The 23,698-nt window shown below is 62.2% G+C and carries 23 protein-coding genes; 12 read left to right on the forward strand and 11 right to left on the reverse strand.

Annotated features, from left to right (window positions below; genetic code table 11):
• The first annotated feature begins 3 nt into the window (after positions 1–3).
• The 7 genes from WD767_19500 to WD767_19530 are packed head-to-tail and all read left to right on the forward strand — an operon-like array spanning position 4 to position 5,892.
• The gene (locus WD767_19500; GenBank protein ID MEX2618275.1) at positions 4–1,122 is read left to right on the forward strand and encodes a carbon-phosphorus lyase complex subunit PhnI; all 1,119 of its coding nucleotides are present in this window, start codon (positions 4–6) and stop codon (positions 1,120–1,122) included.
• Entirely contained in the window at positions 1,106–1,984 is an 879-nt protein-coding gene (locus WD767_19505) for an alpha-D-ribose 1-methylphosphonate 5-phosphate C-P-lyase PhnJ (protein MEX2618276.1), read from the forward strand. Before WD767_19500 ends, WD767_19505 begins: the two co-directional genes overlap by 17 nt.
• Positions 1,981–2,763: a phosphonate C-P lyase system protein PhnK gene (gene phnK, locus WD767_19510; GenBank protein MEX2618277.1), complete on the forward strand. Its 783-nt coding sequence runs from the start codon at positions 1,981–1,983 to the stop codon at positions 2,761–2,763. Before WD767_19505 ends, phnK begins: the two co-directional genes overlap by 4 nt.
• 7 nt (positions 2,764–2,770) lie before the next feature.
• Positions 2,771–3,469, forward strand: a complete 699-nt coding sequence (gene phnL / locus WD767_19515) for a phosphonate C-P lyase system protein PhnL (protein MEX2618278.1) — start codon at positions 2,771–2,773, stop codon at positions 3,467–3,469.
• Complete coding sequence (locus WD767_19520) at positions 3,466–4,614, forward strand: alpha-D-ribose 1-methylphosphonate 5-triphosphate diphosphatase (protein MEX2618279.1); 1,149 nt, start codon at positions 3,466–3,468, stop codon at positions 4,612–4,614. The genes phnL and WD767_19520 overlap by 4 nt, the downstream gene beginning before the upstream one ends.
• Positions 4,615–4,630: 16 nt before the next feature.
• Positions 4,631–5,194, forward strand: a complete 564-nt coding sequence (locus WD767_19525; GenBank protein MEX2618280.1) for a phosphonate degradation HD-domain oxygenase — start codon at positions 4,631–4,633, stop codon at positions 5,192–5,194.
• Complete coding sequence (locus WD767_19530; GenBank protein MEX2618281.1) at positions 5,191–5,892, forward strand: DUF1045 domain-containing protein; 702 nt, start codon at positions 5,191–5,193, stop codon at positions 5,890–5,892. The genes WD767_19525 and WD767_19530 overlap by 4 nt, the downstream gene beginning before the upstream one ends.
• A gap of 6 nt (positions 5,893–5,898) precedes the next feature.
• Here the strand turns inward: WD767_19530 and phnE are convergent, their stop codons facing one another.
• The 7 genes from phnE to WD767_19565 all read right to left on the reverse strand — a co-directional run bounded on the left by phnE (position 5,899) and on the right by WD767_19565 (position 12,147).
• Positions 5,899–6,702 carry a phosphonate ABC transporter, permease protein PhnE gene (phnE, locus tag WD767_19535; protein ID MEX2618282.1) on the reverse strand — a complete coding sequence of 268 codons (804 nt, stop codon included), beginning with the start codon at positions 6,700–6,702 and terminating at the stop codon, positions 5,899–5,901.
• Positions 6,703–6,775: 73 nt separating this feature from the next.
• Positions 6,776–7,780, reverse strand: a complete 1,005-nt coding sequence (gene phnD, locus WD767_19540; GenBank protein ID MEX2618283.1) for a phosphonate ABC transporter substrate-binding protein — start codon at positions 7,778–7,780, stop codon at positions 6,776–6,778.
• A 54-nt stretch (positions 7,781–7,834) separates the two neighbouring features.
• Positions 7,835–8,680, reverse strand: coding sequence for a phosphonate ABC transporter ATP-binding protein (gene phnC, locus WD767_19545; GenBank protein MEX2618284.1), 846 nt, complete (start codon positions 8,678–8,680; stop codon positions 7,835–7,837).
• Between the two features lie 439 nt (positions 8,681–9,119).
• The gene (locus WD767_19550) at positions 9,120–9,335 is read right to left on the reverse strand and encodes a hypothetical protein (GenBank protein ID MEX2618285.1); all 216 of its coding nucleotides are present in this window, start codon (positions 9,333–9,335) and stop codon (positions 9,120–9,122) included.
• Positions 9,336–9,632: 297 nt separating this feature from the next.
• On the reverse strand, positions 9,633–11,159 hold the full coding sequence (locus WD767_19555; protein ID MEX2618286.1) for a HAMP domain-containing sensor histidine kinase: 1,527 nt from the start codon (positions 11,157–11,159) through the stop codon (positions 9,633–9,635).
• Between the two features lie 9 nt (positions 11,160–11,168).
• Positions 11,169–11,909 carry a response regulator transcription factor gene (locus tag WD767_19560; protein ID MEX2618287.1) on the reverse strand — a complete coding sequence of 247 codons (741 nt, stop codon included), beginning with the start codon at positions 11,907–11,909 and terminating at the stop codon, positions 11,169–11,171.
• Positions 11,890–12,147 carry a hypothetical protein gene (locus WD767_19565; protein MEX2618288.1) on the reverse strand — a complete coding sequence of 86 codons (258 nt, stop codon included), beginning with the start codon at positions 12,145–12,147 and terminating at the stop codon, positions 11,890–11,892. The genes WD767_19560 and WD767_19565 overlap by 20 nt, the downstream gene beginning before the upstream one ends.
• A gap of 455 nt (positions 12,148–12,602) precedes the next feature.
• On the opposite strand from WD767_19565, the gene WD767_19570 reads away from it, so the two are divergent.
• Positions 12,603–14,852: a cyclic nucleotide-binding domain-containing protein gene (locus WD767_19570; protein MEX2618289.1), complete on the forward strand. Its 2,250-nt coding sequence runs from the start codon at positions 12,603–12,605 to the stop codon at positions 14,850–14,852.
• 79 nt (positions 14,853–14,931) lie between these two features.
• Here the strand turns inward: WD767_19570 and WD767_19575 are convergent, their stop codons facing one another.
• The 3 genes from WD767_19575 to WD767_19585 all read right to left on the reverse strand — a co-directional run bounded on the left by WD767_19575 (position 14,932) and on the right by WD767_19585 (position 17,313).
• Complete coding sequence (locus tag WD767_19575; GenBank protein ID MEX2618290.1) at positions 14,932–15,462, reverse strand: helix-turn-helix transcriptional regulator; 531 nt, start codon at positions 15,460–15,462, stop codon at positions 14,932–14,934.
• Between the two features lie 177 nt (positions 15,463–15,639).
• Entirely contained in the window at positions 15,640–16,236 is a 597-nt protein-coding gene (locus WD767_19580) for a DJ-1/PfpI family protein (protein ID MEX2618291.1), read from the reverse strand.
• Between the two features lie 48 nt (positions 16,237–16,284).
• The gene (locus WD767_19585; GenBank protein ID MEX2618292.1) at positions 16,285–17,313 is read right to left on the reverse strand and encodes a GlxA family transcriptional regulator; all 1,029 of its coding nucleotides are present in this window, start codon (positions 17,311–17,313) and stop codon (positions 16,285–16,287) included.
• A gap of 139 nt (positions 17,314–17,452) precedes the next feature.
• Between WD767_19585 and WD767_19590 the strand changes: the two genes are divergently transcribed.
• Together WD767_19590 and WD767_19595 are read left to right on the forward strand one after the other, a co-directional pair.
• Complete coding sequence (locus tag WD767_19590) at positions 17,453–18,355, forward strand: cyclase family protein (protein ID MEX2618293.1); 903 nt, start codon at positions 17,453–17,455, stop codon at positions 18,353–18,355.
• Positions 18,356–18,495: 140 nt separating this feature from the next.
• Positions 18,496–19,761 carry a S41 family peptidase gene (locus WD767_19595; GenBank protein ID MEX2618294.1) on the forward strand — a complete coding sequence of 422 codons (1,266 nt, stop codon included), beginning with the start codon at positions 18,496–18,498 and terminating at the stop codon, positions 19,759–19,761.
• Between the two features lie 23 nt (positions 19,762–19,784).
• On the opposite strand, the gene WD767_19600 is transcribed toward WD767_19595, so the two are convergent.
• On the reverse strand, positions 19,785–20,750 hold the full coding sequence (locus tag WD767_19600) for an alpha-L-glutamate ligase (protein MEX2618295.1): 966 nt from the start codon (positions 20,748–20,750) through the stop codon (positions 19,785–19,787).
• Between the two features lie 186 nt (positions 20,751–20,936).
• Here WD767_19600 and WD767_19605 point away from each other — a divergent pair, with 186 nt between their 5' ends.
• Together WD767_19605 and hemA are read left to right on the forward strand one after the other, a co-directional pair.
• Positions 20,937–22,310, forward strand: coding sequence for an aspartate aminotransferase family protein (locus WD767_19605; protein MEX2618296.1), 1,374 nt, complete (start codon positions 20,937–20,939; stop codon positions 22,308–22,310).
• A 116-nt stretch (positions 22,311–22,426) separates the two neighbouring features.
• A complete protein-coding gene (hemA, locus tag WD767_19610) occupies positions 22,427–23,638 on the forward strand; it encodes a 5-aminolevulinate synthase (protein MEX2618297.1) in 1,212 nt (403 codons plus the stop codon).
• Positions 23,639–23,698 lie beyond the last annotated feature (60 nt).

The following is a 23,698-nucleotide window of genomic DNA, read 5'->3' on the forward strand; positions in this document are numbered from 1 at the left end:
TTCATGTACGTGGCGGTAAAGGGCGGCGAAAAGGCCATCGACAACGCACACCGGCTGCTGGCCGAGGAACGGCGCGGCGACCCGGCGGTACCGGCGCTTTCCATCGACCAGATCCGCCAGCAGATGACCCTGGCGGTCGACCGGGTGATGACGGAAGGCTCGCTCTACGATCCCGAACTGGCGGCGCTTGCCATCAAGCAGGCGCGCGGCGACCTGATCGAGGCGATCTTCCTGCTGCGCGCCTACCGGACGACCCTGCCGCGTCTGGCGGTCAGCGAACCGGTCGATACCGCCGCGATGGATATACGCCGCCGCATTTCGGCGACCTTCAAGGACGTGCCGGGCGGCCAGGTGCTGGGACCGACCTTCGACTATACCCACCGGCTGCTCGACTTCGCGCTGGCGGCGGAGGGCGAACCGCAGGCATCCGACATCCCGGCGGTCGAACGGGCGGAACGCGGCCCGATGCCGCGCGTGTCCGAATTGCTGGATCGCGACGGGCTGATCGAACCGGCGGAACCCGATGACGGCGCGGCGCCGGTCGGCGACCTGACGCAGGAGCCGCTGACCTTTCCGGCCGGGCGGGACCTGCGATTGCAGGCGCTGGCGCGTGGCGATGAAGGCTTCCTGTTGTCTCTGGGCTATTCGACGCAGCGCGGCTATGGCCGGACCCATCCCTTCGCCGGCGAAATCCGCATGGGCGAGGTCTCGGTCGAAATCATTCCCGACGAGTTGGGCTTTCCGGTCACCGTCGGGGAAATCACGCTGACCGAATGCGAGATGATCAGCCAGTTCCAGGGATCGAAGGAACAGCCGCCGCAATTCACGCGCGGCTACGGGCTGGCCTTCGGGTTCAGCGAACGCAAGACCATGGCCATGGCGCTGGTCGACCGCGCCCTGCGCAGCCGTGAACTGGGCGAGGAATCCGATGACGCCCCGGCGCAGGATATCGAATTCGTGCTGTCGCATGCGGATAATGTGGAAGCTTCCGGCTTCGTCCAGCACCTGAAACTGCCCCATTACGTCGATTTCCAGTCCGAACTGGAACTGGTCCGCAAGCTGCGGCGCGAAATCGCGGAACACCGCGAATCCGAGGAACCCGGCTATGCCGCAGCAGACTGAATCGCCGGATACGGCGCGCGCCGACGGCGCGTATAATTTCGCCTATCTGGACGAACAGACCAAGCGGATGATCCGCCGGGCGATCCTGAAAGCGGTCGCCGTGCCCGGTTACCAGGTTCCCTTCGCCAGCCGCGAAATGCCGATGCCCTACGGCTGGGGCACCGGCGGTATCCAGGTCACCGCCTCGATCATCGGGTCGGACGACACGCTGAAGGTCATCGACCAGGGCGCGGACGACACGACCAATGCGGTCAGCATCCGCAAGTTCTTCGTCCGCACGACGGATGTGGACACGACAGAACGGACGGAAGACGCAACCATCATCCAGACCCGGCACCGCATCCCGGAAACGCCGCTGAAGGAAAACCAGATCCTGGTGTATCAGGTGCCGATTCCCGAACCGCTGCGGTTTCTGGAACCGCGCGAAACGGAAACGCGCCGCATGCATGCGCTGGAGGAATACGGGCTGATGCATGTCAAGCTGTACGAGGATATCGCGCGTTTCGGCCATATCGCGACAACCTATGCCTATCCGGTGCAGGTGAACGGCCGCTATGTCACCGATCCCTCGCCGACGCCGAAATTCGACAATCCGAAGATGGACCGCATGCCGGCGCTGCAGCTGTTCGGCGCCGGGCGCGAGAAACGCATCTACGCCATCCCGCCCTATACCGGGGTGAAGAGCCTCGACTTCGACGATTACCCCTTCGAACTGCCGGAATGGGAGGAGGCCTGCGCGATGTGCGGCTCCCGCCATACCTTCCTGGACGAGGTCATCCTCGACGATGCGGGCGAGCGCATGTTCGTGTGCTCCGATACCGATTACTGCGCGCGCATGCAAATCCCGGGGGCGGCGGAATGAGCGCGCCCGCGGCGCCGATCCTGAAGGTGGCCGATATCGGCGTGTCCTATGGCAGGATCCGCGGCTGCGCGAATGTCGGTTTCGAGCTGTATCCGGGCGAGGTGCTGGGCATCGTCGGCGAATCGGGCTCCGGCAAGACCACCCTGCTGAAATCGCTTTCCGCGCAACTGCCGCCGGATAGCGGCTCGGTCATCTACCAGAACCGACAGGACGACGACGTCGATATCTATGCCATGAGCGAACCGGAACGACGCTTCCTGATGCGCACCGACTGGGCCTTCGTGCACCAGAACCCGCGCGACGGGTTGCGCATGAATGTCAGCGCCGGGGCCAATGTGGGCGAACGGCTGATGGCGATCGGACGGCGGCATTACGGCGAAATCCGCGCGGAGGGCGATGACTGGCTGCGGCGGGTCGAGGTCGATACCGCCCGCATCGACGACCTGCCGCGCACATTTTCCGGCGGCATGCAGCAGCGATTGCAGATCGCGCGGAACCTGGTCACGGGGCCGCGCCTTGCCTTCATGGACGAACCCACCGGCGGGCTGGATGTTTCCGTCCAGGCGCGGCTGCTGGACCTGATCCGCAATCTGGTCACGGATCTGGGGCTGGCGGTCGTGATCGTCACACATGACCTGGCGGTCGCCCGCCTGCTGGCGCACCGGTTGATGGTCATGAAACAGGGGTGCGTGGTGGAAACGGGCCTGACCGACCAGGTCCTGGACGATCCGCAGCATCCCTATTCGCAGCTTCTCGTTTCCTCGATCCTGCAGACGTGAGAACCCCATGACCGCGCTGATCGCCGCCGAGAACATTTCCAAGACCTTTACCCTGCACATGCAGGGCGGGCTGCGGATACCGGTCCTGTCGGGGCTCGATTTCACCATTGACGCCGGCGAATGCGTGGCGCTGGCCGGCCCGTCCGGCAGCGGCAAGAGCACATTCATGCGGATGATCTACGCCAATTACACCTGTTCGCGGGGTAATATCTGGGTCCGGCATGACGGCGCCCGCATCGACATGGCGCATGCCAGCCCGCACCAGGTTATCGATATACGGCGCCGGACGATGGGTTATGTCAGCCAGTTCCTGCGCGTCGTCCCGCGCATCCCGACCATCGACATCGTCGCGGAGCCGCTGGTCGTCACGGGCTGCCCGAAAGCGGAGGCGACGGCGCGGGCCGCCGGGCTGCTGCGCCGGCTGAACATTCCCGAAACCCTGTGGCCGCTGTCGCCGGTGACGTTTTCCGGCGGGGAGCAGCAGCGGGTCAATATCGCGCGCGGCTTTGCCCATCCCTATCCGATCATGCTGCTGGATGAACCGACCGCCAGCCTGGATGCGGATAACCGCGCGGTCGTGCTGCAATTGATCGGCGAGGCCCGCGCCCGCGGCGCCGCGATCATCGGCATTTTCCATGACCTCGAATCTCGCCGCGCCGTCTGTACGCGCAGTTTCGACATTTCCCGATATCAGGTGGCCGCATGATGGAAAACGTCTTCACGAATGCCCGCGTCGTCCTGGCCGACCATGTGCTGGAACCGGGTACCGTGGTCACCGGTCGCGACGGCCGGATCCGCGACGTCGCGCCGGGCAACAGCGCCGCCGCCGGCGCCATCGACTGCAACGGCGATTACCTGATTCCCGGACTGGTCGAGTTGCACACGGACAACCTGGAAAAACACGCGACGCCGCGCCCGAAAACCGAATGGCCCGCGATTGCCGCCGTCATCGCCCATGACAGCCAGCTGGCGGTATCCGGCATCACGACTGTTTTCGACGCCATCGCGCTGGGCTCGGTGCAGCAATCCAACGCGCGGGTCCAGCAATTGGAGCGCATGGTCGACGGCATTTCCGAGGCGCGCGACAAGGGGTTGCTGCGCGCCGATCACCTGCTTCACCTGCGCTGCGAGATTTCCTACCCGAACCTGAAAGAGATTTTCGACCCGCTGGTTTCGCATCCGCTGCTACGGCTGGTTTCGGTCATGGACCATACGCCGGGGCAGCGGCAGTTCGTTTCCGAAGCGCATTACCGGACCTACTATCAGGGGAAGTTCGGCCTGTCCGACCCGGAGATGGACGCCTTTACCGAAGACCGCAAGCGCGACCATGAACGCTATGGCGAAGCGCACCGGCGGCATGTGGTGTCGACCTGCCGGCAACGGCATATCAGCCTGGCCAGCCATGACGACGCCACCCGCGAACATGTCGATGCGGCGGTCGCCGACGGCATGTCCATCGCCGAATTCCCGACCACCATCGAAGCCGCCAGGGCCTCGCACGCCGCGGGCATGAAGGTCATGATGGGCGGCCCGAACCTGGTGCGGGGAAAGTCCCATTCCGGCAATGTATCGGCGGGCGAACTGGCCAAAGCCGGCGTGCTCGACATCGTTTCCAGCGATTATATTCCAAGCAGCATGCTGCATGCCGCGTTCAAGCTGGGCGAGGAAATGTGCAACGCGGACCTGCCCGGGGCGATCCGGACCGTCAGCAGGACCCCCGCGAACGCGGCGGGGTTGACCGATCGGGGCGAAATCGCGGTCGGCAAACGCGCCGATCTTGTCCGCGTCAGGCACACCCCGTATCATCCACTGGTCAACGGCGTGTGGCGGGAAGGACACCGAATTGCCTGACCCCGGAAAATCCTCCGTGTCGCCGGCCCGGGAAATCGGCGCGATCATGGCCGGGAAGGGCGCGAACCGGTATGGCGACGAAGCGATCAGCCAGCTTGACCACGCGCTGCAATGCGCCGCGCTGGCGGAGAATTCCGGCGCCTCGCCGGCGATGATTGCGGCCTGTCTGCTGCACGATATCGGCCACATGGTCGACAATCGTTTCGAAGGCGCCGCCAGGCAGGGAGTCGACCGCCGGCATGAAAAGATCGGCGCCGCCTTTCTGCGCCAGTGGTTCGGCCCCGGCGTCACCGAACCGGTCATCCTGCATGTGCCGGCGAAACGGTATATCTGCGCCGTCGATTCCGACTATGCCGACACCCTGTCGCCGGCGTCCGTCCGGAGCCTCGAACTGCAGGGCGGCCCGTTCGATTGCGACGACGCAAGACGCTTTATCCGTCAGGCCTATGCGCAGGATGCCGTCCAGCTTCGGCGCTGGGACGACGAGGCCAAGACGCCGGAAGCAGCCACGCCGCCGCTGGACCATTTCCTCTGCTATGTTGAGGTGGCCCTGAAGTCCTCCCATCGGGACAATCCGTGACCGCGCGATACGCGATCTATTATATCCCCGGCAGGGACTCGGCGCTGGAACGGTTCGGACGGTCATGGCTCGGCTGGGATGTGTGGCGGGCGGAACCGGTCCCGCTGACCCCGCTGGCCGGGTTCGACGCGGCGGAACGCAGCGCCCTTGTCCGGACACCCCGGCAATACGGCTTTCACGCCACGCTGAAGGCCCCGATGGCGCTGGCCCCCGGGATGGCGGCCGAGGACCTGCTTGCCGCCGCCCGCAGGTTCGCGACCCGGACCGCCCCCGGACCGGCGCTGGACCTGAAACTCGCAACCATCGGACGCTTCCTCGCGCTGACGCCGGCCGCGCCATCCCCGGCGCTGAACGCCCTGGCGGCCACCTGTGTGACGGTGTTCGATGAATTCCGGAAACCGCTGCAACCGGCCGACCGGGGGCGCCGCAGGCCGGAATCCCTGACGGCGCGGCAGCGGGAATACCTGGACCGCTGGGGCTATCCCTATGTGCTGGACGAATTCCGCTTCCACTTGACCCTGTCCGGCGCGGCGGCGCCCGATGTTCTGGACCGCCTGCGCGATGGACTTGCGCCATTGCTGCAACCTGTCCTGGCCGGTCCGTCCGGGCTCGACGCCCTCGCCGTTGCCGTGCAGCCGGCCCGGGACGGCCCGTTTCGGGTGCTCGAATACCTGCCGCTGTCCGGCGACCAGGCCTGAGCGGGGTCAGGTCACCATCTTGCGCAGGCGCTGCGAGAGTATGTCGAGCAGGTTGACGGAAACGACGATTATGATAATCACGGCCGCCGTTTCGGTGTAATAGAATCCCCGGATGTATTCCCACAGCAGGGTGCCGATACCGCCGGCGCCGACGATGCCCAGCACGGTCGCGGAGCGGACATTGGATTCGAAGCGGTATAGCGAGTAGGAAATCCACAGCGGCAGGACCTGCGGGATGACGCCGTAGATCACTTCCTCCAGTTTCGATGCGCCGGTCGCCCGGATGCCTTCGACCGGATGCGGATCGATCGATTCAATCGCCTCGGAAAACAGCTTGGCCAGGACGCCGGTGGTGTGGATCCACAGCGCCAGCACGCCGGCGAATGGCCCCAGCCCGACCGCGACCACGAAGAGCATGGCGAAGACCATTTCATTGATGGCGCGGAAAGCATCCATCATGCGGCGCATCGGCTGGTATATCCACGGCGGCGCGATGTTTTCGGCCGACAGGATTCCGCAGGGAATGGCGCAGACGATGGCGAGCGCCGTTCCCCACACGGCCAGTTGCACCGTGATCAGCATTTCACCCAGATATATCCGCCATTCGGTGAAATCCGGCGGGAAGAATCCCTCTGCGAATTGCAGCATGTTTGCGGAATCGCGGATCAGGTCGAGGGGGCGGATATCGGCGCCTTCCCATGACCCGATCAGGACGAAGGCCAGCACGGCCCATAACAGTATATTGCCGATGCTGCGTTTCAGTTCCCGGCGCGGCGGCGCAAGATCCATGGTCGTGGCGGCTGTGTTCATGTAGTGCATTCCCGTCGTAAAAAAATGGCGGCGTCCGATTATCTCAGACGCCGCCCCAGTCGGTGCTGCGGTCTTAAAATCCTTTGACCATCTGCGCGACGAGATCGAGTTCCCTGTCGATCATCTCAAGCTTCGCGGCCTTGTCGCTGGCATTGCCGGCTTCCACTGTCAGCCTGTCCTTGAACAGCGCAAGCTGGCGGATCGGAAGAAGCTGCGTGTTATTGCTTTCCAGAAAATGGCCGAAGCCATCGCTCATCCCGCCGAGAACCCTGTTCGCTTCCGCGATCTGTTCCGGTGTGCCAAATCGGCCATAACCCAGGAAGAAACCCTTGATTCGGCTTCTCAGTTCCTTGGACAGGTCGCGGCGATAGACTATCGGATCGTTGGGGATCAGCGGCGATGTCCATATCACCTTGATTTTCGCGGCTGCTTCCGGCGCCTTCATCGTCGAGCGGTTGATCTGTTCGGAATTGTTCGCGGCGGCGTCAACCTGACCGTTCGCGACCGCCATCAGGTTGGTTTCGTGGTTGGCGTTGCGGACCGTCTTGAAGCATTTTTTCGGGTCGATGCCGTTCTGCGCGAAGGCGTAATAGCTGGGCACCAGGAAGCCGGAGGTGGAATTGGGATCGCCGATTCCGAAATCGAGGGACTTGTCGCAGGATCCGAACAGGTCCTGCAGATTGTTGATCCTGTCGTTATTCGCCTGGGTGATGATATGCGAATAATAGCCCTCCGTGCCGTCCTGCTGCTTCGACGTCTGGGCGAAGACCTCGCCGCCGGCGCGGTCGACGGCTTCCATGCCGGACTTGTTGCCGTGCCAGGCCACATGCACCTTGCCGAAGCGCATCCCTTCGATGATGCCGGCGTAGTCCGGCGCGAAGAAGGCGTTTACCTTCATGCCGAGCTGATTTTCCATGGCTTCCAGGAAGGGCAGCCACTGCGCCTTCAGGTTGGAGGTGGATTCGGTCGAGATAATGCCGAAATTCAGTTCCTTGGGATCGCCGTCCAGGGGTTTGAAGTCGGCCTGGGCCGTGCCGGCCAGCAGGACCGAGGTCGCCACGATTGCGGCGTGTGCCATCTGTTTCATCATCGTCGGTCAGTTCCTTGTGGTGGTTGGAAAAAGAAAATCCGTTCAGGCGGAAATCGCGATCAGGTCCCTGCCGGATGCCGGCATGGGGACGTGCCGGGGCGCCACTCCGGCGGCTTCCGCATGGCCGAGCAGTTCGTCGCAATCGTCGCCGTAGAGCGTGCGCAGGATGTCCGTCGTCAGCGCGCTGCTGGGCCCGTCATAGACAACGGCGCCGTCACGCAGCGCGACGGTGCGCCGGCAGAACCGCACAGCGTAGTCCACCTGGTGGAGCGATACGAGTATCGTCCGGCCGTCGGTTTCATTGATATCGAGCAGGACCTCCATGACCCGTTTGGAAGAGGCCGGGTCGAGCGACGCGATCGGTTCATCGGCGAGGATGATATCGGCGCCCTGGACCAGCGCCCGCGCAATGGCGGCGCGCTGCTGCTGGCCGCCAGACAGAGTCGATGCCCGCTGCGCGGCGGCGCCGGCGATACCGACCCGGGCCAGCGCCCGCATCGCCGCGCGCTTTTCCCGGTTATTGAACAGGCCCAGCGCGCCGCGCCAGCCCGGCATCTGCCCCAGCACGCCCGTCAGCACATTGGTCAGGACCGACAGGCGGGAGACGAGATTGAACTGCTGAAACACCACGCCGATGCGGACCCGCACCTGCCGCGCGTCCCGGGTGACCCTGCCGCCGGACTGCATATTGGCGCCGAAGACGCGGATATCGCCGCTGTCCGCCGCGATCAGCCCGCCGATATGGCGCAGCAACGTGGATTTCCCCGAACCCGACGCGCCGATCAGGGCAACCATTTCCCCCGCGTGGATTCGCATATCCACGTTCCGCAGCGCCCGGGTTTTCCTGTTGAACGTTTTGTTGAGACCGGAAACTTCAATCGCTGCCATGATACGCTTTGCTCGCCGGAAATCAGTGTCAGGCGCCATCATTGTCGCGGACGGTGACTCTTTCGTGACAGTGGGATGACAATTTTCCTGACATCCGCCCGGAAGGGCAGGGCAGCGGGTTCCGCTTTTGCTACAGCGGGACAGTGATTGCGCTACAGTCGCGGCGTTTGTTTCATCCACGCAACGGGTCGCGAATGTTGAAGCCGGTTCGCCCCGATGCTCGCCGCAGCGTCACACAGGGCCGGTTCGATACGAACGATCCCGGCCTGAGCGGCGCTGGTCTGCCATTGCAACGCATTCAACAACACGAGGTGACCCATGAACGCGACGAAGCTCAGACGTACCCTGAAATCAGGCGGCCATGTGTTCGGCTGCATGCTGTTGCCGGGACACCCCAACATGAACCGCCCCGGGATTGCCGGAGGCCGTTTGGTTTAAGTTATGCGGCCACGGCGGCTCGTCCAGCAAGGCATGGTAGCGTTTTTCGGTTTTGCTTCCCTGTTTTGGTGTCCTGAAATTCGAAAATCGATTCATCAAGCCGGACTTCATCAACTTTCAGCGCCATGATTTCGCTGAGTTGCGCGCCTGTAAGTGCCAAGAGGCGATAGGCGTTTAAAGCAACCGCGGTTTTCCCCTCGGCTTGCATCGCGTCCATTGCGTCTGCAAGGGCCTTGTATTCGTCAGGGCGCAAGTATCGATCTGGCCCGCAAACCCGGACACAACGCCGCATTTCTCTGTGCTCCAGCAATAATTTCAGGTGATTTCGTACCTGGCGGCAACGGGCAGGGTGGGCGACGCTGGGGATCAGTTACCTGTTCGTCGGCCATGACCTGCATGTCGTCCGCCTCCTCTGCGACCGGGTCATCGCGATCGCCGCGGTGCCGACGCCACCGGAACTCAGCTGCAAACCCGCCGCCGAGTAAGGTGTCGCCGAAACGCCGTGGTTTCGGGGTCAGTCCGTTCGCGGCGGTCGGTTGTCACGGGGAAAGCGGGCGATTACCCGTAGTCCGCCGCCGTCGCGGTTCTCCGCTGCCACGCTGCCGCCGATCGCCTCCGCGTTGCGGCGTACGATCCATAGCCCGATTCCGAAATGGGTGTCGTATTTTCGCGTATCTGCGGGCGCGGCATCCGCATCGGGACGGTGCGAATAATAGCGCTCGAAGATGCGTTCCAGGCGGTCGGGCAATACACCGGGGCCCTCGTCCGCGACCGACAGTTCGATGACGTTGTCATCCCGCCGCAATCGCAGCTTCACCATGCCTTCCGGCGGCGTGAAACTTGCCGCGTTCTCGATCAGGTTCTCCACGATGGTTTCAAACAGCTCTATGCTGCCGCTCGACACGAGGGCCGGATCGATATCGGCCTGCAGCACCTGCCCCTGTTCCGTCATCGATGCCGCGAATTCGCGGCAGAGCGACTGGCAGAGAGCCGAGAGGTCCACCGGGTCGCGGGGCGGGTTCAGTAACCCGGCGGCAGCCTGATCCATGCGGCGCGCGGCGATCACCAGCGTATCCAGCCGGTCAACGGAGCGTTCGATCAACTCCAGCGCCCGACGGCTGCGTTCGTCCATGCGGGGAACGTTTCGTTTCAGCGGCTCCAGCGACTGAGAAATAACAGCCAGCGGGGTCTTCAGCGCATGGGCGTTTTCCTCCGCCGCCTGAACGATGGCGCTGGCTATCGCGCGTAGTCCGGACACCAGCCTGTCAAACTCCTCTGCAACGCCATCGAGTTCGGGAATGCGGTTCTGGCGGGCGAAGGACTTGCCATCACCGCCGGAGGTGCGGATTTCCGCTGCGAGCCTGCGAAAGCGCCGCAGGTTGCGCATGACGCGGGCAAACAGCCAGACGACGACGGCCGCCATGAGGGCGTAAACCAGTGCGGCGATCTGAACCTGCGGCGTGGTCCAGAAGGGACGCTGGGCTTGCGCCATGGGCGAGTCGGCCAGCGACTGCGCGGTGATCACGACCCAGCAGCCGGATTCCAGGTTACGGGGCGTGATGGAGGTCGTGATTTCAACCTCGCCGCGCGGGTTCGTGTAGTTCCGGGCCGTCGTGTAATCGGCGGTACAGGAATTGTCCAGCCGGTCGAAGACGCCGCTGCGTGCGAGTTCCGCGCGCTCCGTTTCGAGGTATTCCGGTGGAACGGGCGGCGCCGAGGCGATGTAATAAAAACGCTCCGCCGAGGTGGTGCCGCGCGGCCTGAACAGGATCTTGACTTTTTTTCCCGGCGATGCAAAGCGGGCGAGGACGTCTGATAATGCGCCGGGCGCACCGGGGTCAAACGCTTCCAGCGCGGGCAAAATTGCCTCGCCAACGAGTCGTCCCTGCTCGCGGACGCTTTGCAGCAGCAATTCGGCGCGCTGCCGGTCCGCGAGGCGGAATTGGGTGTACAGGATTATCGGGACCAGCAGAAAGATCGCCGTGAGCAGCGCGAATGTGGCCGTAATGGAACGCCACCTCCGGCGCTGCGAATCTGACATGGCAGCGGCCTATCCGGAATCGCCGCGCCAGCGGTAACCGTTGTCCGGATCATCCTCTATAGCGGTGCATGTCGCGTCCACGTCGCGAAACTTGCTTTGAATGCGCCTGACGCTATTGCGGATGCTGACGCGGAAGCCTTCTTCGATTGTGCGGGAATCTTCATTATGGGCCGCAGCATAAAGTTCGCGGGCCCGGATATTTGTCGATTCATGCTCGACCAGGCAGCGGACGATACCGAATTCCACGGCATCCAGCGCCACCGTCGTACCCTTCCACCGTGCGGTCATTTCACCGAGGTCGAGACGTAACGGGCCGGATTCCACATGGCGCCGGACGGGCTGCGCGCCATCGCCGCCACGCCGGTTGGCCAGGATCAGTTCCATGCGTTTCTGCAGGATAGGGAAGCTCCGCGATTTCTCCACGAAATCGACAGCGCCGGACGACAGCGCCGCCTCCTCGTAAATCTGATCGCTTAGATGGGTCAGGAAAATCACCGGCGTATCCGTGCCGTCTCGCCGAAGCTGGCGTAACACGTCAATGCCGTTCACCTGCGGCATCTTCCAGTCCAGCAGGATCAGGTCCGGCGGCGTTCCGGCTTTGAGATACTCCAGCACGGCAATGCCGCTGTCGAAGTCGGTTACCGAAAAGCCCGCATCCTTCAGGTTCCCGATCAGCGACTCACGGAACAGTTCATCGTCATCGACGACGAAGACCCGCGGCGCGGCGTTGTCAACTGGTGTGTCGCGCATCGCGTTTCGCCTTGAGACGACCGAGACAACCGGCAGCCTCGGAACCGGAAGCCGGTTTGCCGCCGGCCGATACGCCATAGGATAATGCCCGGAAGTCTCGATCCTTCATATCCATATAAAAGAATACCTCCAGCGTACAACCGCCGCCATCGAACAGCCATACCGTGGCGGGAAGTTCGTCGCGCACCATGCTCGGTTCGCCAAGCAGGTCGCGTGTCTGTTCGCGGCTTTTGCCCACCAGGGTGGCGGGGTCGACGGCCCCGGTAGCGGCTGCGCGGGGTTGAGGACGTGCCGGCCTGACTGGCGGCGCTGCCGATGCGACTGGCGGTTCGGGGCGTATGGCAGGTGGACGGGGCATTGGCGCGGTCGGCGGCAATGCGACTGGTTCCGGCGGTACGAGGGCTATTGGCGTTCGCTCTTCTGCGGTGCTGACACATCCGGCCAGCCCCAGAACCAACAGTACAGCGATATTTCGCAACCCTGCGGTATTCATGTCCACCCTGCTTGTCGCGCAACCGGATTTAATTCATCTTATAGCCGTAGTGTCGCAGAATGCGGAACAGACTTCCAACAATATCCCGGCGCCGGGATGTGACGCGGCACGGAATTTTTCGCGGAAAAAGCCACACTCCCATAGTCTTTCAACGTAAACGGCCTAATTTTGTTCCCCCGGCCCGTCGGGCGGAAATCGGAGTGGGAAAAATCGTGGCGCGGATCGAGGTGACGGAAGTGACGCCAGGCGTCAGCTGGATTGAGGTGGCGGAAGCAAATTTGCGACTGCTGTGCGGCTGCCCGGCGGATGTGGTGAAACATTTGATGCGCAAGGACCTGATAAGGTCCTGCCGTATCGGCGCGGTATCAGCGGAAACTGGACCCAACGCCATCCTGTTGTCGGATACCATGCTGCAACAGGGCGAATTTGCCAATCTGGCGGAATTTCCGGTACTGCAGATGCTGTACAAGCAGGGCATGCTGTTGCCGGGACACCCCAACAACACGGGCGCCAAGCCCCTGCTTATAGGCATTGGCAAGCAGCTTCGCGCGCAGCTCAACTACATCTACAGGGGCAATTACGGGCTGGTGTCCGAAACGGAACTGATCGCCGCCGGGCTCGATTCGGCGGCGGCGCATGAAGCGATGCGCATCAAGCTTCATTTTGCCTTCGGCAGTATTCGCGATTCCGGCGAACTGCTGGATTGCATCGAACTCGACAATGACCGCCGGGAAATCCGCAATGGCGTCAGCATCCGGCGCACGGGGCTGAACTGTTACGACATCGATTATGGCGACGAATGTATCACTGTCGACCTGAACCAGACCGATCCCGACGGATATCATTCGCCTTATGCGCTGGGTGCGCACCGCGCGCCCCGGGAATATTTTTCCGTGGTCCATTCGGGTGAAGGCGATGGCTGGGATATCAACCGGCCGTCGATGGGGAGCCTGATCTCGTTTCAGGGGCGCTTCTATCTGGTCGACGCCGGCCCCAATCTGAGCGCCATCCTGCAATCGCTGAGCATCAGCGTGAATGAACTGGAAGGCATTTTTCATACCCATTCCCATGACGACCATTTCGCCGGGCTGACGACGCTTATCCAGGCCGATCACAAGCTTCGCTATTTCGCGGTGCCGGCGGTTCGCGCGGCGGTTACCAAGAAGCTGGCGGCGCTGACCGAAATCGAGGAATGGCAGTTTGAAACCTATTTCGATACGGTCGATCTGAAACCCGATATCTGGAACGATGTGAACGGTCTGGAAGTGATGCCGGTGATGTCGCCGCATCCGGTCGAAACATCGATTTTTCATTTCAGGGCTGAAAGTACCGAGGGATACAAAAGTTATTCCCATCTCGCCGATATCGCCGCTTTCCGCGTGCTCGACAATATGGTGACCGAGGACGCGGACAAGCCGGGACTGACACCGGACCGTAATGCCGCGATCCGCGCCAGTTACCTGTCTTTTGCCCATCTGAAGAAAATCGATATCGGCGGCGGGCTGATCCATGGCGATGCGGTCGATTTTGACCGCGATCCGTCGGACAAGGTGGTGCTGGCCCATCTGGCGCGGCCGCTGAATGTCGACGAGCGGCAGATCGGGTCCGGCGCGGATTTTGGCACCCATGACGTGCTGATCGCCGGTCGTCAGGATTACCTGCGGCGCCAGGCCTTCGGCTATCTGCGCAGTTACTATCCGGAACTGCCCAATTCGCGCCTCGAAGTGCTGATGAACAATGCGCTGATTGCGTTCAACCCGCAGGAAATCCTGATTCGCCGCGACAGGCCGGTGGACGAATTGCTGCTGATCCTGTCCGGAACGGGAGAGGCGTTCGAGGCGGGTGTGCCGCAGCCCACGCGCGTCGCCGCCGGCGAGCTGTTCGGCGAACTGGAAGCGCTTCGGGGCATTCCCTCGACACGCACGCTGCGCGCGAAGAGTTTCCTGCATGCGTTATCGATTCCGCGTGAACAGTACGCCGCCTTCATAGACCGGCACGGCCAGCGCGCCGTGGCCGAGGAACTGGCGGAGAAGCGCGACTGGCTGCGGCGCTGCTGGCTGTTTCGCGACAATCTCGGCTGTGTTGTGCTGAACCGGATCGCCATCGCCCTGTCCCGCGCGGAACTGGAGGACGGCCCCGTGCCCGAAACCGACGCGGATGCCAGCGTATTGCGGCTGGTAAAGGATGGTGTTCTCAAGCGGCTGGTCGGCGGTGCGGTGGTGGAGACATTGCAGGATGGCGATTTTTTCAACGAGGAACGCTGTTTCGCCAAAAAGGCGAACCCGTCGGAGCTCTATGCTATCGGTTCGGTGGATTTATGGGACATCGACGCGCCCTTTATTGCCGATATTCCGATTGTCCGCTGGAAGATCCTTGAACTTTCCCGCCGCCGGTTGCAGCTTACGGGCGATGCTGCGGTAACGGCCAAGGCTGTGCTGGCGGAGGTGTAAGCGCCGCGCTGAAATTCCGCTCGCGGCGCCGGTCTTATGCAATAATCCGTGATTTGCGGGGAATCGTTCTGTTTCCGGACTACTCGATCAGATCGCCGATATCGACATTCAGCGCCGCTGCGAGCAGGCGGTATACGCGCGTCGATCCGCCACGCTTCCGGGTTTCGATCTGCGACAGGTATGTGGCGTTCAGTCCTGTCCGGGCCGCGAGTTCCTTTTGCGACAGGCCCCGGTGGTTCCGGAACACTTTGAGCGGATGGTCGCCGTCGAGCAGCCGGTCCATTACCGCCAGCGGCATGGGGTCGTCGCCGCCGAACTCGCCGTCTTCCGGCATCAGCGAGTCGCCAGCCTCCCTGAACGGCGTATCGTCAAGCCATCCCTGCAGGGACGATATGGTGTCGGAATCGTGAACCCTGATGCCGTCGTTCAAATATGTATCGGTTTGGCGGGTCCCTTCGCGGGCGAGGCGCCGCAACCGGACAAATAGCGGCCAGGGCAGGACTGCGAAAGCAGGCGGGCCTGATGCCGGAACGGGGATGACCCAGTCGCCGGAATGGCCCTGCCCGGCGGTCGTCGCCCCGGATTCCGAATCGGCGTCATCGTCCATCATCACCCGAAACCCTCGCGTTGCGACAGATGTTTTGCCGTTTAATTTAGCACAATGCTATGATTATGTCGCCGGTTCGTTTGCTGGTCCGTCCGGTGGGCGCCAGATCAGGTCATGGCGGTTGGAATCGCCGTTGGCGATCCAGCCACCATGTGAATCTGATAGATCTTATCGTGCCGATCAAACGGCGGCGGTGTAGGGCGGCGCCGGATCATATTCGATGCGCTTCTGGACGGCCCGTGCGAAGGCGGGGCTGTCGGTCTGGCCGATGAGCCACAGTGACATGTCGATCCCGGCCGAGACTCCGGCGGAACTGACGACATTGCCGTCGCGCACGAAACGCATGTCGTCGACGACCTCCGCCGCGCCGCCGCGCTCGCGCAGGGTATCGACAAAGGCCCAGTGCGTTGTCACCCGTTTGCCACGGGCAGGGCCCGCTTCGATCAGCAGCATGGCCCCCGTGCAGACGCTGGTGACCCAGGTGCAGCCTGGCGCGACCCTGGCGATCCAGTCGATCACCGCCTGGTTGTTGACCTCCGTTCGGGTGCCCATGCCGCCGGGAACGAGGACGATATCCAGCGGCGGCGCGGTTTCGAAGCTGTGATCGGCTTCGATGCGCAGTCCTTTGGCGCATTTCACCATGCCGCCATGCTGGGAGACGGTCACGACCCTGCCGCTGCCGCGAACTTCGGCGGCCATGGTGAATACTTCCCATGGGCCAATGGCGTCGAGTTCTTCCACTTGATCAAAAATCAGGATACCGGTGGTATAGGTCATTCGGGGAATTCCTTCTGAGTGGACGGTTCCGACCAAACAAGATGTGATCTACAGGGCTGGAGCCCGGAAACGGCGACGATAGTCCAGCGGCGAAATCCGGAAATGCCGCTGAAACGATTTGCGCAGGCGTTCCGCATTGCCAAAACCGGCGTCATGGGCGATGGATTCCAGCCGGGCGGACGATTCTTCCAGCCGGCGGCGGCAGAAATCGAGCCGTGCCGTTTCCACGAACCTGGCGGGTGTCTGACCTGTATGACGGGTGAACAGGCGCGCAAAGTTGCGCGGACTCATGGCGGCACGGTCCGCCAAAACGGGGACGCTGAGTTCCGCGCCGAGATTTTCCAGAATCCATCGCTGCAAGGCGCCGAAGGGGCTGTCTTCGCCGCTTTGCGCCGCCAGTGTGGCGCTGAACTGCGATTGTCCGCCAGGTCGCTTCAGATACATCACCTTGTCACGGGCAATGGCGAGGGCCAATGCGCGATCGTAGTCCTCCTCTACCAGCGCCAGCGCCAGATCCATGCCGGCCGTTACGCCGGCGGAGCTGTATACGTGCCTGTCCCGGACATGGATGGCGTCCGGTTCCACGCTGATCGCCGGGTAGCGATGCGCCAGTTGCGCACAATGGCGCCAGTGGGTTGTCGCCCGCCTGCCGTTGAGGACGCCGGCTTCCGCCAGCAGAAAGGCGCCGGTGCAGACCGAGGCGATGCGTCTCACCCTGCCCGCCGCACGGGCAATCCAGTCGATCAGCCTACGGTCGCCCAGTATTTGCTGCACGCCTGTTCCGCCAGCGATCAGGAGGGTATCGATTCTCGCGAGGTCCGCTGTCTCGATTGTCTGGTCCGGAATGATTTTGATGCCACAGGACGTGGTGACCGGAGTGAGGTCCGCCGCCAGCAGCGTTGTTGCATAGAGGTCTGGCGCCATGCCATCCGCCGCGAGGATCTGCGATGCCGTGGCGAAGACGGAAAGCGGTCCCGTGACATCGATAATCTGTGCGTCCGGGAAGCAGAACATGGCGATCCGGCGGGATTTGATTTTCTGCGCCGGAATCGGGAGGCGTGTATCGATCTGGTTCATGTGCCGGAACGTCGCATGCCATTGTCCTGGCCGCAATGACACAGTTCGGGCATTTTCTGCCAGATGGGGCCGGTTAAAGGCCGTTTCGGGCGGCAGGCATGCGGGTGTAGGCTGGGCAAAACGGAAACTGGGGAGTTCCATGACACTTGCACATCACAGCCATGCCCGCTGGGGCGCGTCTGACCGGATCGGCGCCGCCAATCTCATGACCCCGGAAAGCCGCCTCGCCGCGCTTTCTCTGGTGACCACCGGACAGGTCTATTCACTCGGCCGGCAGATCAGCGCCGCGTCGCCGTTCCTGGCGCCGAACCAGACGCCATTCGTGTTGAGCACCGCAGCGACCTGGCGCAATACGATCAGGATGCGCCGCAAACTCGGCGCGCAAAACGACGCGGGTTCAAATCTGGAACGCATTGAAATGAATATGCATGTCGGCACGCATATTGACGCGCTGGGGCATTTTTCCATCGGCGATGAACTTTATGGCGGCCGGGATGCCTTCGAATCCGTAAGCGACCACGGGCTGGTGGATCTCGGGATCGAGAATTGCCCGCCGATCGTCGCGCCGGGCGTGTGCCTGGACCTGTCCGGATTGGACGGAGGGCCGCACCTGGGAGCGGGGCGTGCGATCACTGCCGATGATCTGGCCCGTACGGCGGATGCCGCGGGAGTCGATATCCGCGCCGGCGACGTGGTGTGCCTGCACAGCGGCTGGGGCCGGTATTACGTTACCGACAATGCCCGGTACTGCTCCGGCGAACCGGGTATAGAGGAAAGCGCCGCCCGCTGGCTGACACAGCGGGACGTGATCGCGATTGCCGCGGACAGCATGGCTGTGGAGGTGCTGCCGAACCCGCGCCATCCGAAGGTGATCATGCCGGTCCACCAGCATTGTCTTGCGGAATCCGGCGTGTATCTGATTGAAAACCTTTTCATGGACGAACTGGTTCGCGATGGGATCACGCGGTTCTGCTTCTTTCTGCTGCCAGTGCCGTTCAAGGGGGCGACGGGCAGTCCGGCGCAGCCTATCGCCATGATCTGATCTTCCGTCACTTGCCAGATTACAGGTGTCGGTAACGATTGCTCGAAAGCATGTGTCTGGTGACGTGGTGATGGTTTCAATATACTTTAACCGCCCTTTCTGGCGCATTAATATGGATGGGTACGTGAAAATTGGCGCACATGCATAAGATTTTGTCCCATGGGCTGGTTTTCGGACTGGTCGCGGTTTTTGCGGCCGGTTGCGGTCTGGCGCGCCAGCCTTCGCCCGGCGCGGAAGCAACGGCAGCGGCGGAACAGCTTGCCGGGCGATCCGGATCGGTGGTGCTGCCCGCCGGGTCCGAGTTTGCATTGTTTGCCAGGGTTTTCGATCAGGTCCGGTCATTCTATGTGGATCCCGTGGACGATGCGGCTTTATTGAAGGCTGCCGCGGCCGGCATGCGGACAAGCTTCCCCGAACCCGGCAATGTGTCCGACGCAGAACTGGTCGATGCGGCGATCAGCGGAATGCTGTCGTCGCTGGATCCTTACAGCGCCTATCTGGGCGAAAATGCATATTTCGCGCTTCAGGAGCAGACCCGCGGCCAGTTTGGCGGGATCGGCCTGCAGGTCGGCCTGGAAAACGAGATGCTGAAAGTGATTTCGCCGATCGACGGCACCCCGGCGGCCGCAGCGGGCATGCAGCCCGGCGACCTTATTACCCATGCGGACGGTTTCGTGCTGCGGGGATTGACCCTCAACGACGCAGTGATGCGGCTTCGCGGTCAGGTTGGTTCGCAGGTCAGGCTGACGGTACAGCGCAACGGATCGACTCCGTTCGAGGTGGCAATCAAACGGGCTGTCATCCAGATCCACCCGGTACGCTGGTCGCTGGAGGACAATATCGGTTATATCCGGATATCCACCTTCAATGCGCGGGCCTCCGGCGAATTCGTGGCGGCGGTACGGGATATCCTCACCCAGGCCGGGCCAGCGCTGACCGGGTTTGTCATCGATCTTCGCAATAACCCCGGCGGGCTGTTCGAGCAGGCTGTCTTCATTTCGGATGTCCTGCTGGAGCAGGGGCAGATTGTTTCCACCAGAGGGCGCGCCTTCCAGCAGAGTCACGCGGCTCTGCCGGGCGATATTTCAGGCGGGCTGCCGATAACCGTCCTGATAAATGGCGGTTCGGCGTCCGCGGCGGAAATCCTTGCCGGCGCCCTCAGGGACAACCACCGGGCGCTCCTCATTGGCGAAAAAACCTACGGCAAGGGCTCGGTACAGACGATTATTCCCTTCGCCGACCATGACGGTCTGCGTCTGACGACGGCCCGCTATTACACCCCGTCCGGCAGGACCGTTGAGGGCGGCATAGACCCGGATATAATAGTCGCCAATGACAATAGCAGTGAGGTCGATACGCAACGCGAACGCGCCGCGGCCGAACTGAAACGGGTGGCCGGCCGTTAGACCGGATTCACGTTCCGGCGGTTCTATTCGGCGGCGGAGCGGACGGCGGCCTGCGCGCGCAATTCGCTGCCCAGAAAGCGGGCCAGCGCGCCCATGCCCGATTGCGGCGTTCCCGCGATGCCCGCGGCAATTTCCGCATCCGAATTGTAATTGGTGTTGGTATTGACATCGTAGGTCCAGGCAACCCCCTCGGCATCCAGGATCATTTCGATTCCGGCAACTTCGATTCCATTGGCGGCCATAAACGCGGTGAATTTCTTGTGGTTCGGATGGGTGAAGTCCTTCAGCACCTGGAATTTCGCCGCCGGCGACTCGCCGACCGGGCAGGCAAGGTCATCGATCGCACAGACATCGGCGGGGCAGAGTTCGAATCCCTGCGAGGTATCCACACGGACCGCATAGACCAGTTGTCGATTGACGAACTCATTGCGGATGATGGAAGAATCGGCGGACTGGATATACTCCTGGATCAGGACTGTGCCGTCGCGTCCGATATCGTACGCGTCGCTGTCCAGGTAGGCATCCAGGGCTTCCAGCGACTGAAACAGCTGGACGCCCGCCCCTTTGCCGCCGCGATTCGGCTTCAATATCAGGGGCGCCCCAAATTCGTGCGCGGCTTTGCGGACGGCACCCTGGCCGACGGCGACGACGGTGCGGGGTACGCGTACGCCGCATGCGGCCAGGGCGGCGTATTGCTTTACCTTGCTCAGTTCCAGTTCCAGGGCGCGCCCGTCATTGATGACGCGGCGGCCGTGCAGTCGGAGCCAGGCCAGGACGCTGGCCGTGTATTCGGGTGAAAATTCATGCCCGCGCGTATGCGACGAGGCGCTCATGCGGTTGTAGAAAACGCCTTCCGGCGGCGGGGCCGACAGGTCGAAAGACCCGCCTTCCAGATACCAGTCCACAAACGGAACGCCAGCGTCGTTCAGCGCTGTCGCCAGTGGCGGCAGCCATTCCGGATTTTCATGAATGACATGGACCTTACTCATGGCCGAATCCTTTGTGTGCTATATATAAAATCACTGTTTTTCAGTGTGTAATACATGAAAAATAGCGGCGATCCAGGATTTGTAAAGGCCGTTGTCATATGGTGAGCAGAGACCGGTTTCCATATGCGGCCGCCGGGTGTAGGTTTTCGCCCACCATTGTCATTCGATTCGAGGCAAGGACGCATCATGGCGCAGCATCCCAATTCTCCAGAGAGCCGCGATATTGCGACGCTTCTCCATCCCTATACCAATCTGGCAAAACACGAGGAAACCGGTCCCACGATAATGCGTCGGGGCAAGGGGATCTGGGTCTACGACGATGGCGGAAAAGGCTATATTGAGGGCATGGCGGGCTTGTGGTGCACGTCGCTCGGCTTCAGCGAGGACCGGCTCGTCGCCGCCGCCACGAAGCAGATGCAGGAACTGCCCTTCTATCACCTGTTCGCCTCGAAATCGCATCATCCGGCCATTGAGCTGGCGGAGCGCTTGCTGGCGATCTCGCCGGTCCCGATGTCGAAGGTATTTTTCGCCAATTCCGGTTCCGAAGCGAATGACACGGTGGTCAAGCTGGTCTGGTATTTCAACAATGCGCTGGGCCGGCCGGAGAAAAAGAAGATCATCAGCCGGCTGCGCGGCTATCACGGCGTAACAGTCGCATCGGCGAGCCTGACCGGCCTGCCGGCCAACCACACCGATTTCGACCTGCCGATCCACAATATTCTCCACACGTTGTGCCCGCATTACTACCGCTACGGCGAGAAAGGCGAGTCGGAGGAGGCTTTCGCGACACGGATGGCGGACAGCCTGGAAGAGCAGATTCTCGAAGAAGGGCCGGAAACGGTCGCGGCGTTCATAGCGGAGCCGGTCATGGGCGCCGGCGGCGTGATCGTCCCGCCGAAGACGTATTTCGAGAAAATTCAGGCAGTGTTGCGCAAATACGACATTCTGTTCATCGCGGATGAGGTCATCTGCGGGTTTGGTCGCACCGGCAATATGTTCGGTACGGAAACCTATCGCCTGAAACCGGACATGATCACGATGGCGAAGGCGCTGTCCTCTGCCTATATGCCGATTTCGGCGATCATGATGACCGACAGGCTTTTCGATGTCGTCAGCGCAAACAGCGACAAGGTCGGGACCTTTGCGCATGGTTTCACCTATTCCGCGCATCCGGTTCCGGCAGCCGTCGCGTTGGAAACCCTGAAAATTTATGAGGAACGGGACATTGTCGGTCATGTCCGCAATGTCATGGGCCGATTCCAGCAGCGCCTGCAGCAATGCGCCGCGCATCCGCTGGTGGGCGAAGTCAGGGGCGTCGGATTGATCGGCGCGCTGGAACTGGTGCAGGACAAGGCGACGAAGAAACCGTATGAACCCGCGTTCGGCGCGTTTGTCGGCGAGGCGGCACAACAGAACGGCCTGATTTCGCGCCCCCTGGGCAATGCAATCGCCCTGTGCCCGCCGCTCATCATTTCAGAGTCGGAAATCGACGAAATGTTCGACCGGCTGGAGAAGGCGCTGGAAGCCGGTGTCAGAAAAGCCGCCGCAAACGCCGGATAATGGCGGGTGCGGCGTTATATAGCAGTGGTATCGGAGGCCGTTTAATCTAATATTGAACCTTGCCTGAGTATCGGTGGAGCGGTGACGAGGCTCTCGTAATCCCAGAAGGGTGCGCTATGGATTACCAACAATTCTTTTCCGACAATCTGGCGAATATGAAGAAGGCCGGTAACTATCGGGTCTTCGCCGACCTGGAACGGGAAGCCGGCGCCTATCCGAAAGCCACCTACCGCGAGGGCGGACAGGAATCTCCGGTAACCGTGTGGTGCTCCAATGACTATCTGGGGCAGGGCCAGAACCCGGAAGTGATTGCGGCGATGCATGAAGCGCTGGACGCCTGCGGCGCCGGGGCCGGGGGCACGCGCAATATTTCCGGTACGAATCATTACCATGTGCTTCTCGAACGGGAACTGGCGGCGCTGCACCAGCGCGACGCGGCGCTGCTCTTCACCTCGGGCTACGTTGCGAATATGACCGCGCTGTCGACCCTTGGCATGCGGTTGCCGGGCTGCCTGATCTATTCGGATGCGTGGAACCATAATTCGATGATCGAAGGTATCCGGCACAGCCGGGCCGAAAAACGTGTGTTCAAGCATAACGACCCGGCGGATCTGGAGCGCCTGATCAGCGCCGACGATCCGGATGCGCCCAAGATCGTCGTGTTCGAATCCGTCTATTCCATGGACGGGGACATCGCGCCGATCGGCGAAATCCTGGATATCTGCGAACGCTACAACGCGCTGAGTTACCTGGATGAGGTGCACGCCGTCGGCATGTACGGCCCGACCGGCGCCGGCGTTGCGGAGCGCGATGGCGTCATGGACCGGGTGTCGGTGATGCAGGGCACGCTGGCCAAGGGGTTCGGCGTTGTCGGCGGGTATATTGCCGCGTCGGCTGATCTGATCGATTATGTACGTAGCTTCGGTAATGGGTTCATCTTCACCACGTCGATGCCGCCGGCGGTTGCGGCCGGCGCGCTGGCCAGCATCCGGTATGTAAAGGGCGCGCAACACCTGCGGGATCAGCATCAGGAGCGGGCGCGCACGCTGATGGCCAAGCTGGAGGCCGCTGGCCTGCCCGTGATGCCGTCGGTAAGCCATATCGTGCCTGTGCTGGTGGGCGATGCGGCCATGTGCAAGCAGGCGAGCGACCTGCTGATGGACCGGCACAATATCTACGTGCAGCCGATCAATTATCCGACGGTGCCGCTGGGCACCGAACGGCTGCGCATTACCCCGTCGCCGCTGCATACCGATGAAATGATGGACGCCCTGGTATTCGCGTTGACCGATGTCTGGTCGGGCCTGTCCCTGAAATGGGCGGCGTAGCGTCGGATAACCCGCAATAGGGTGATGTTCTTTCCGGCGTGGCGTATTATATTATGCGGT

Source organism: Alphaproteobacteria bacterium, from assembly GCA_040905865.1.
Classification (GTDB): Bacteria; Pseudomonadota; Alphaproteobacteria; order UBA8366.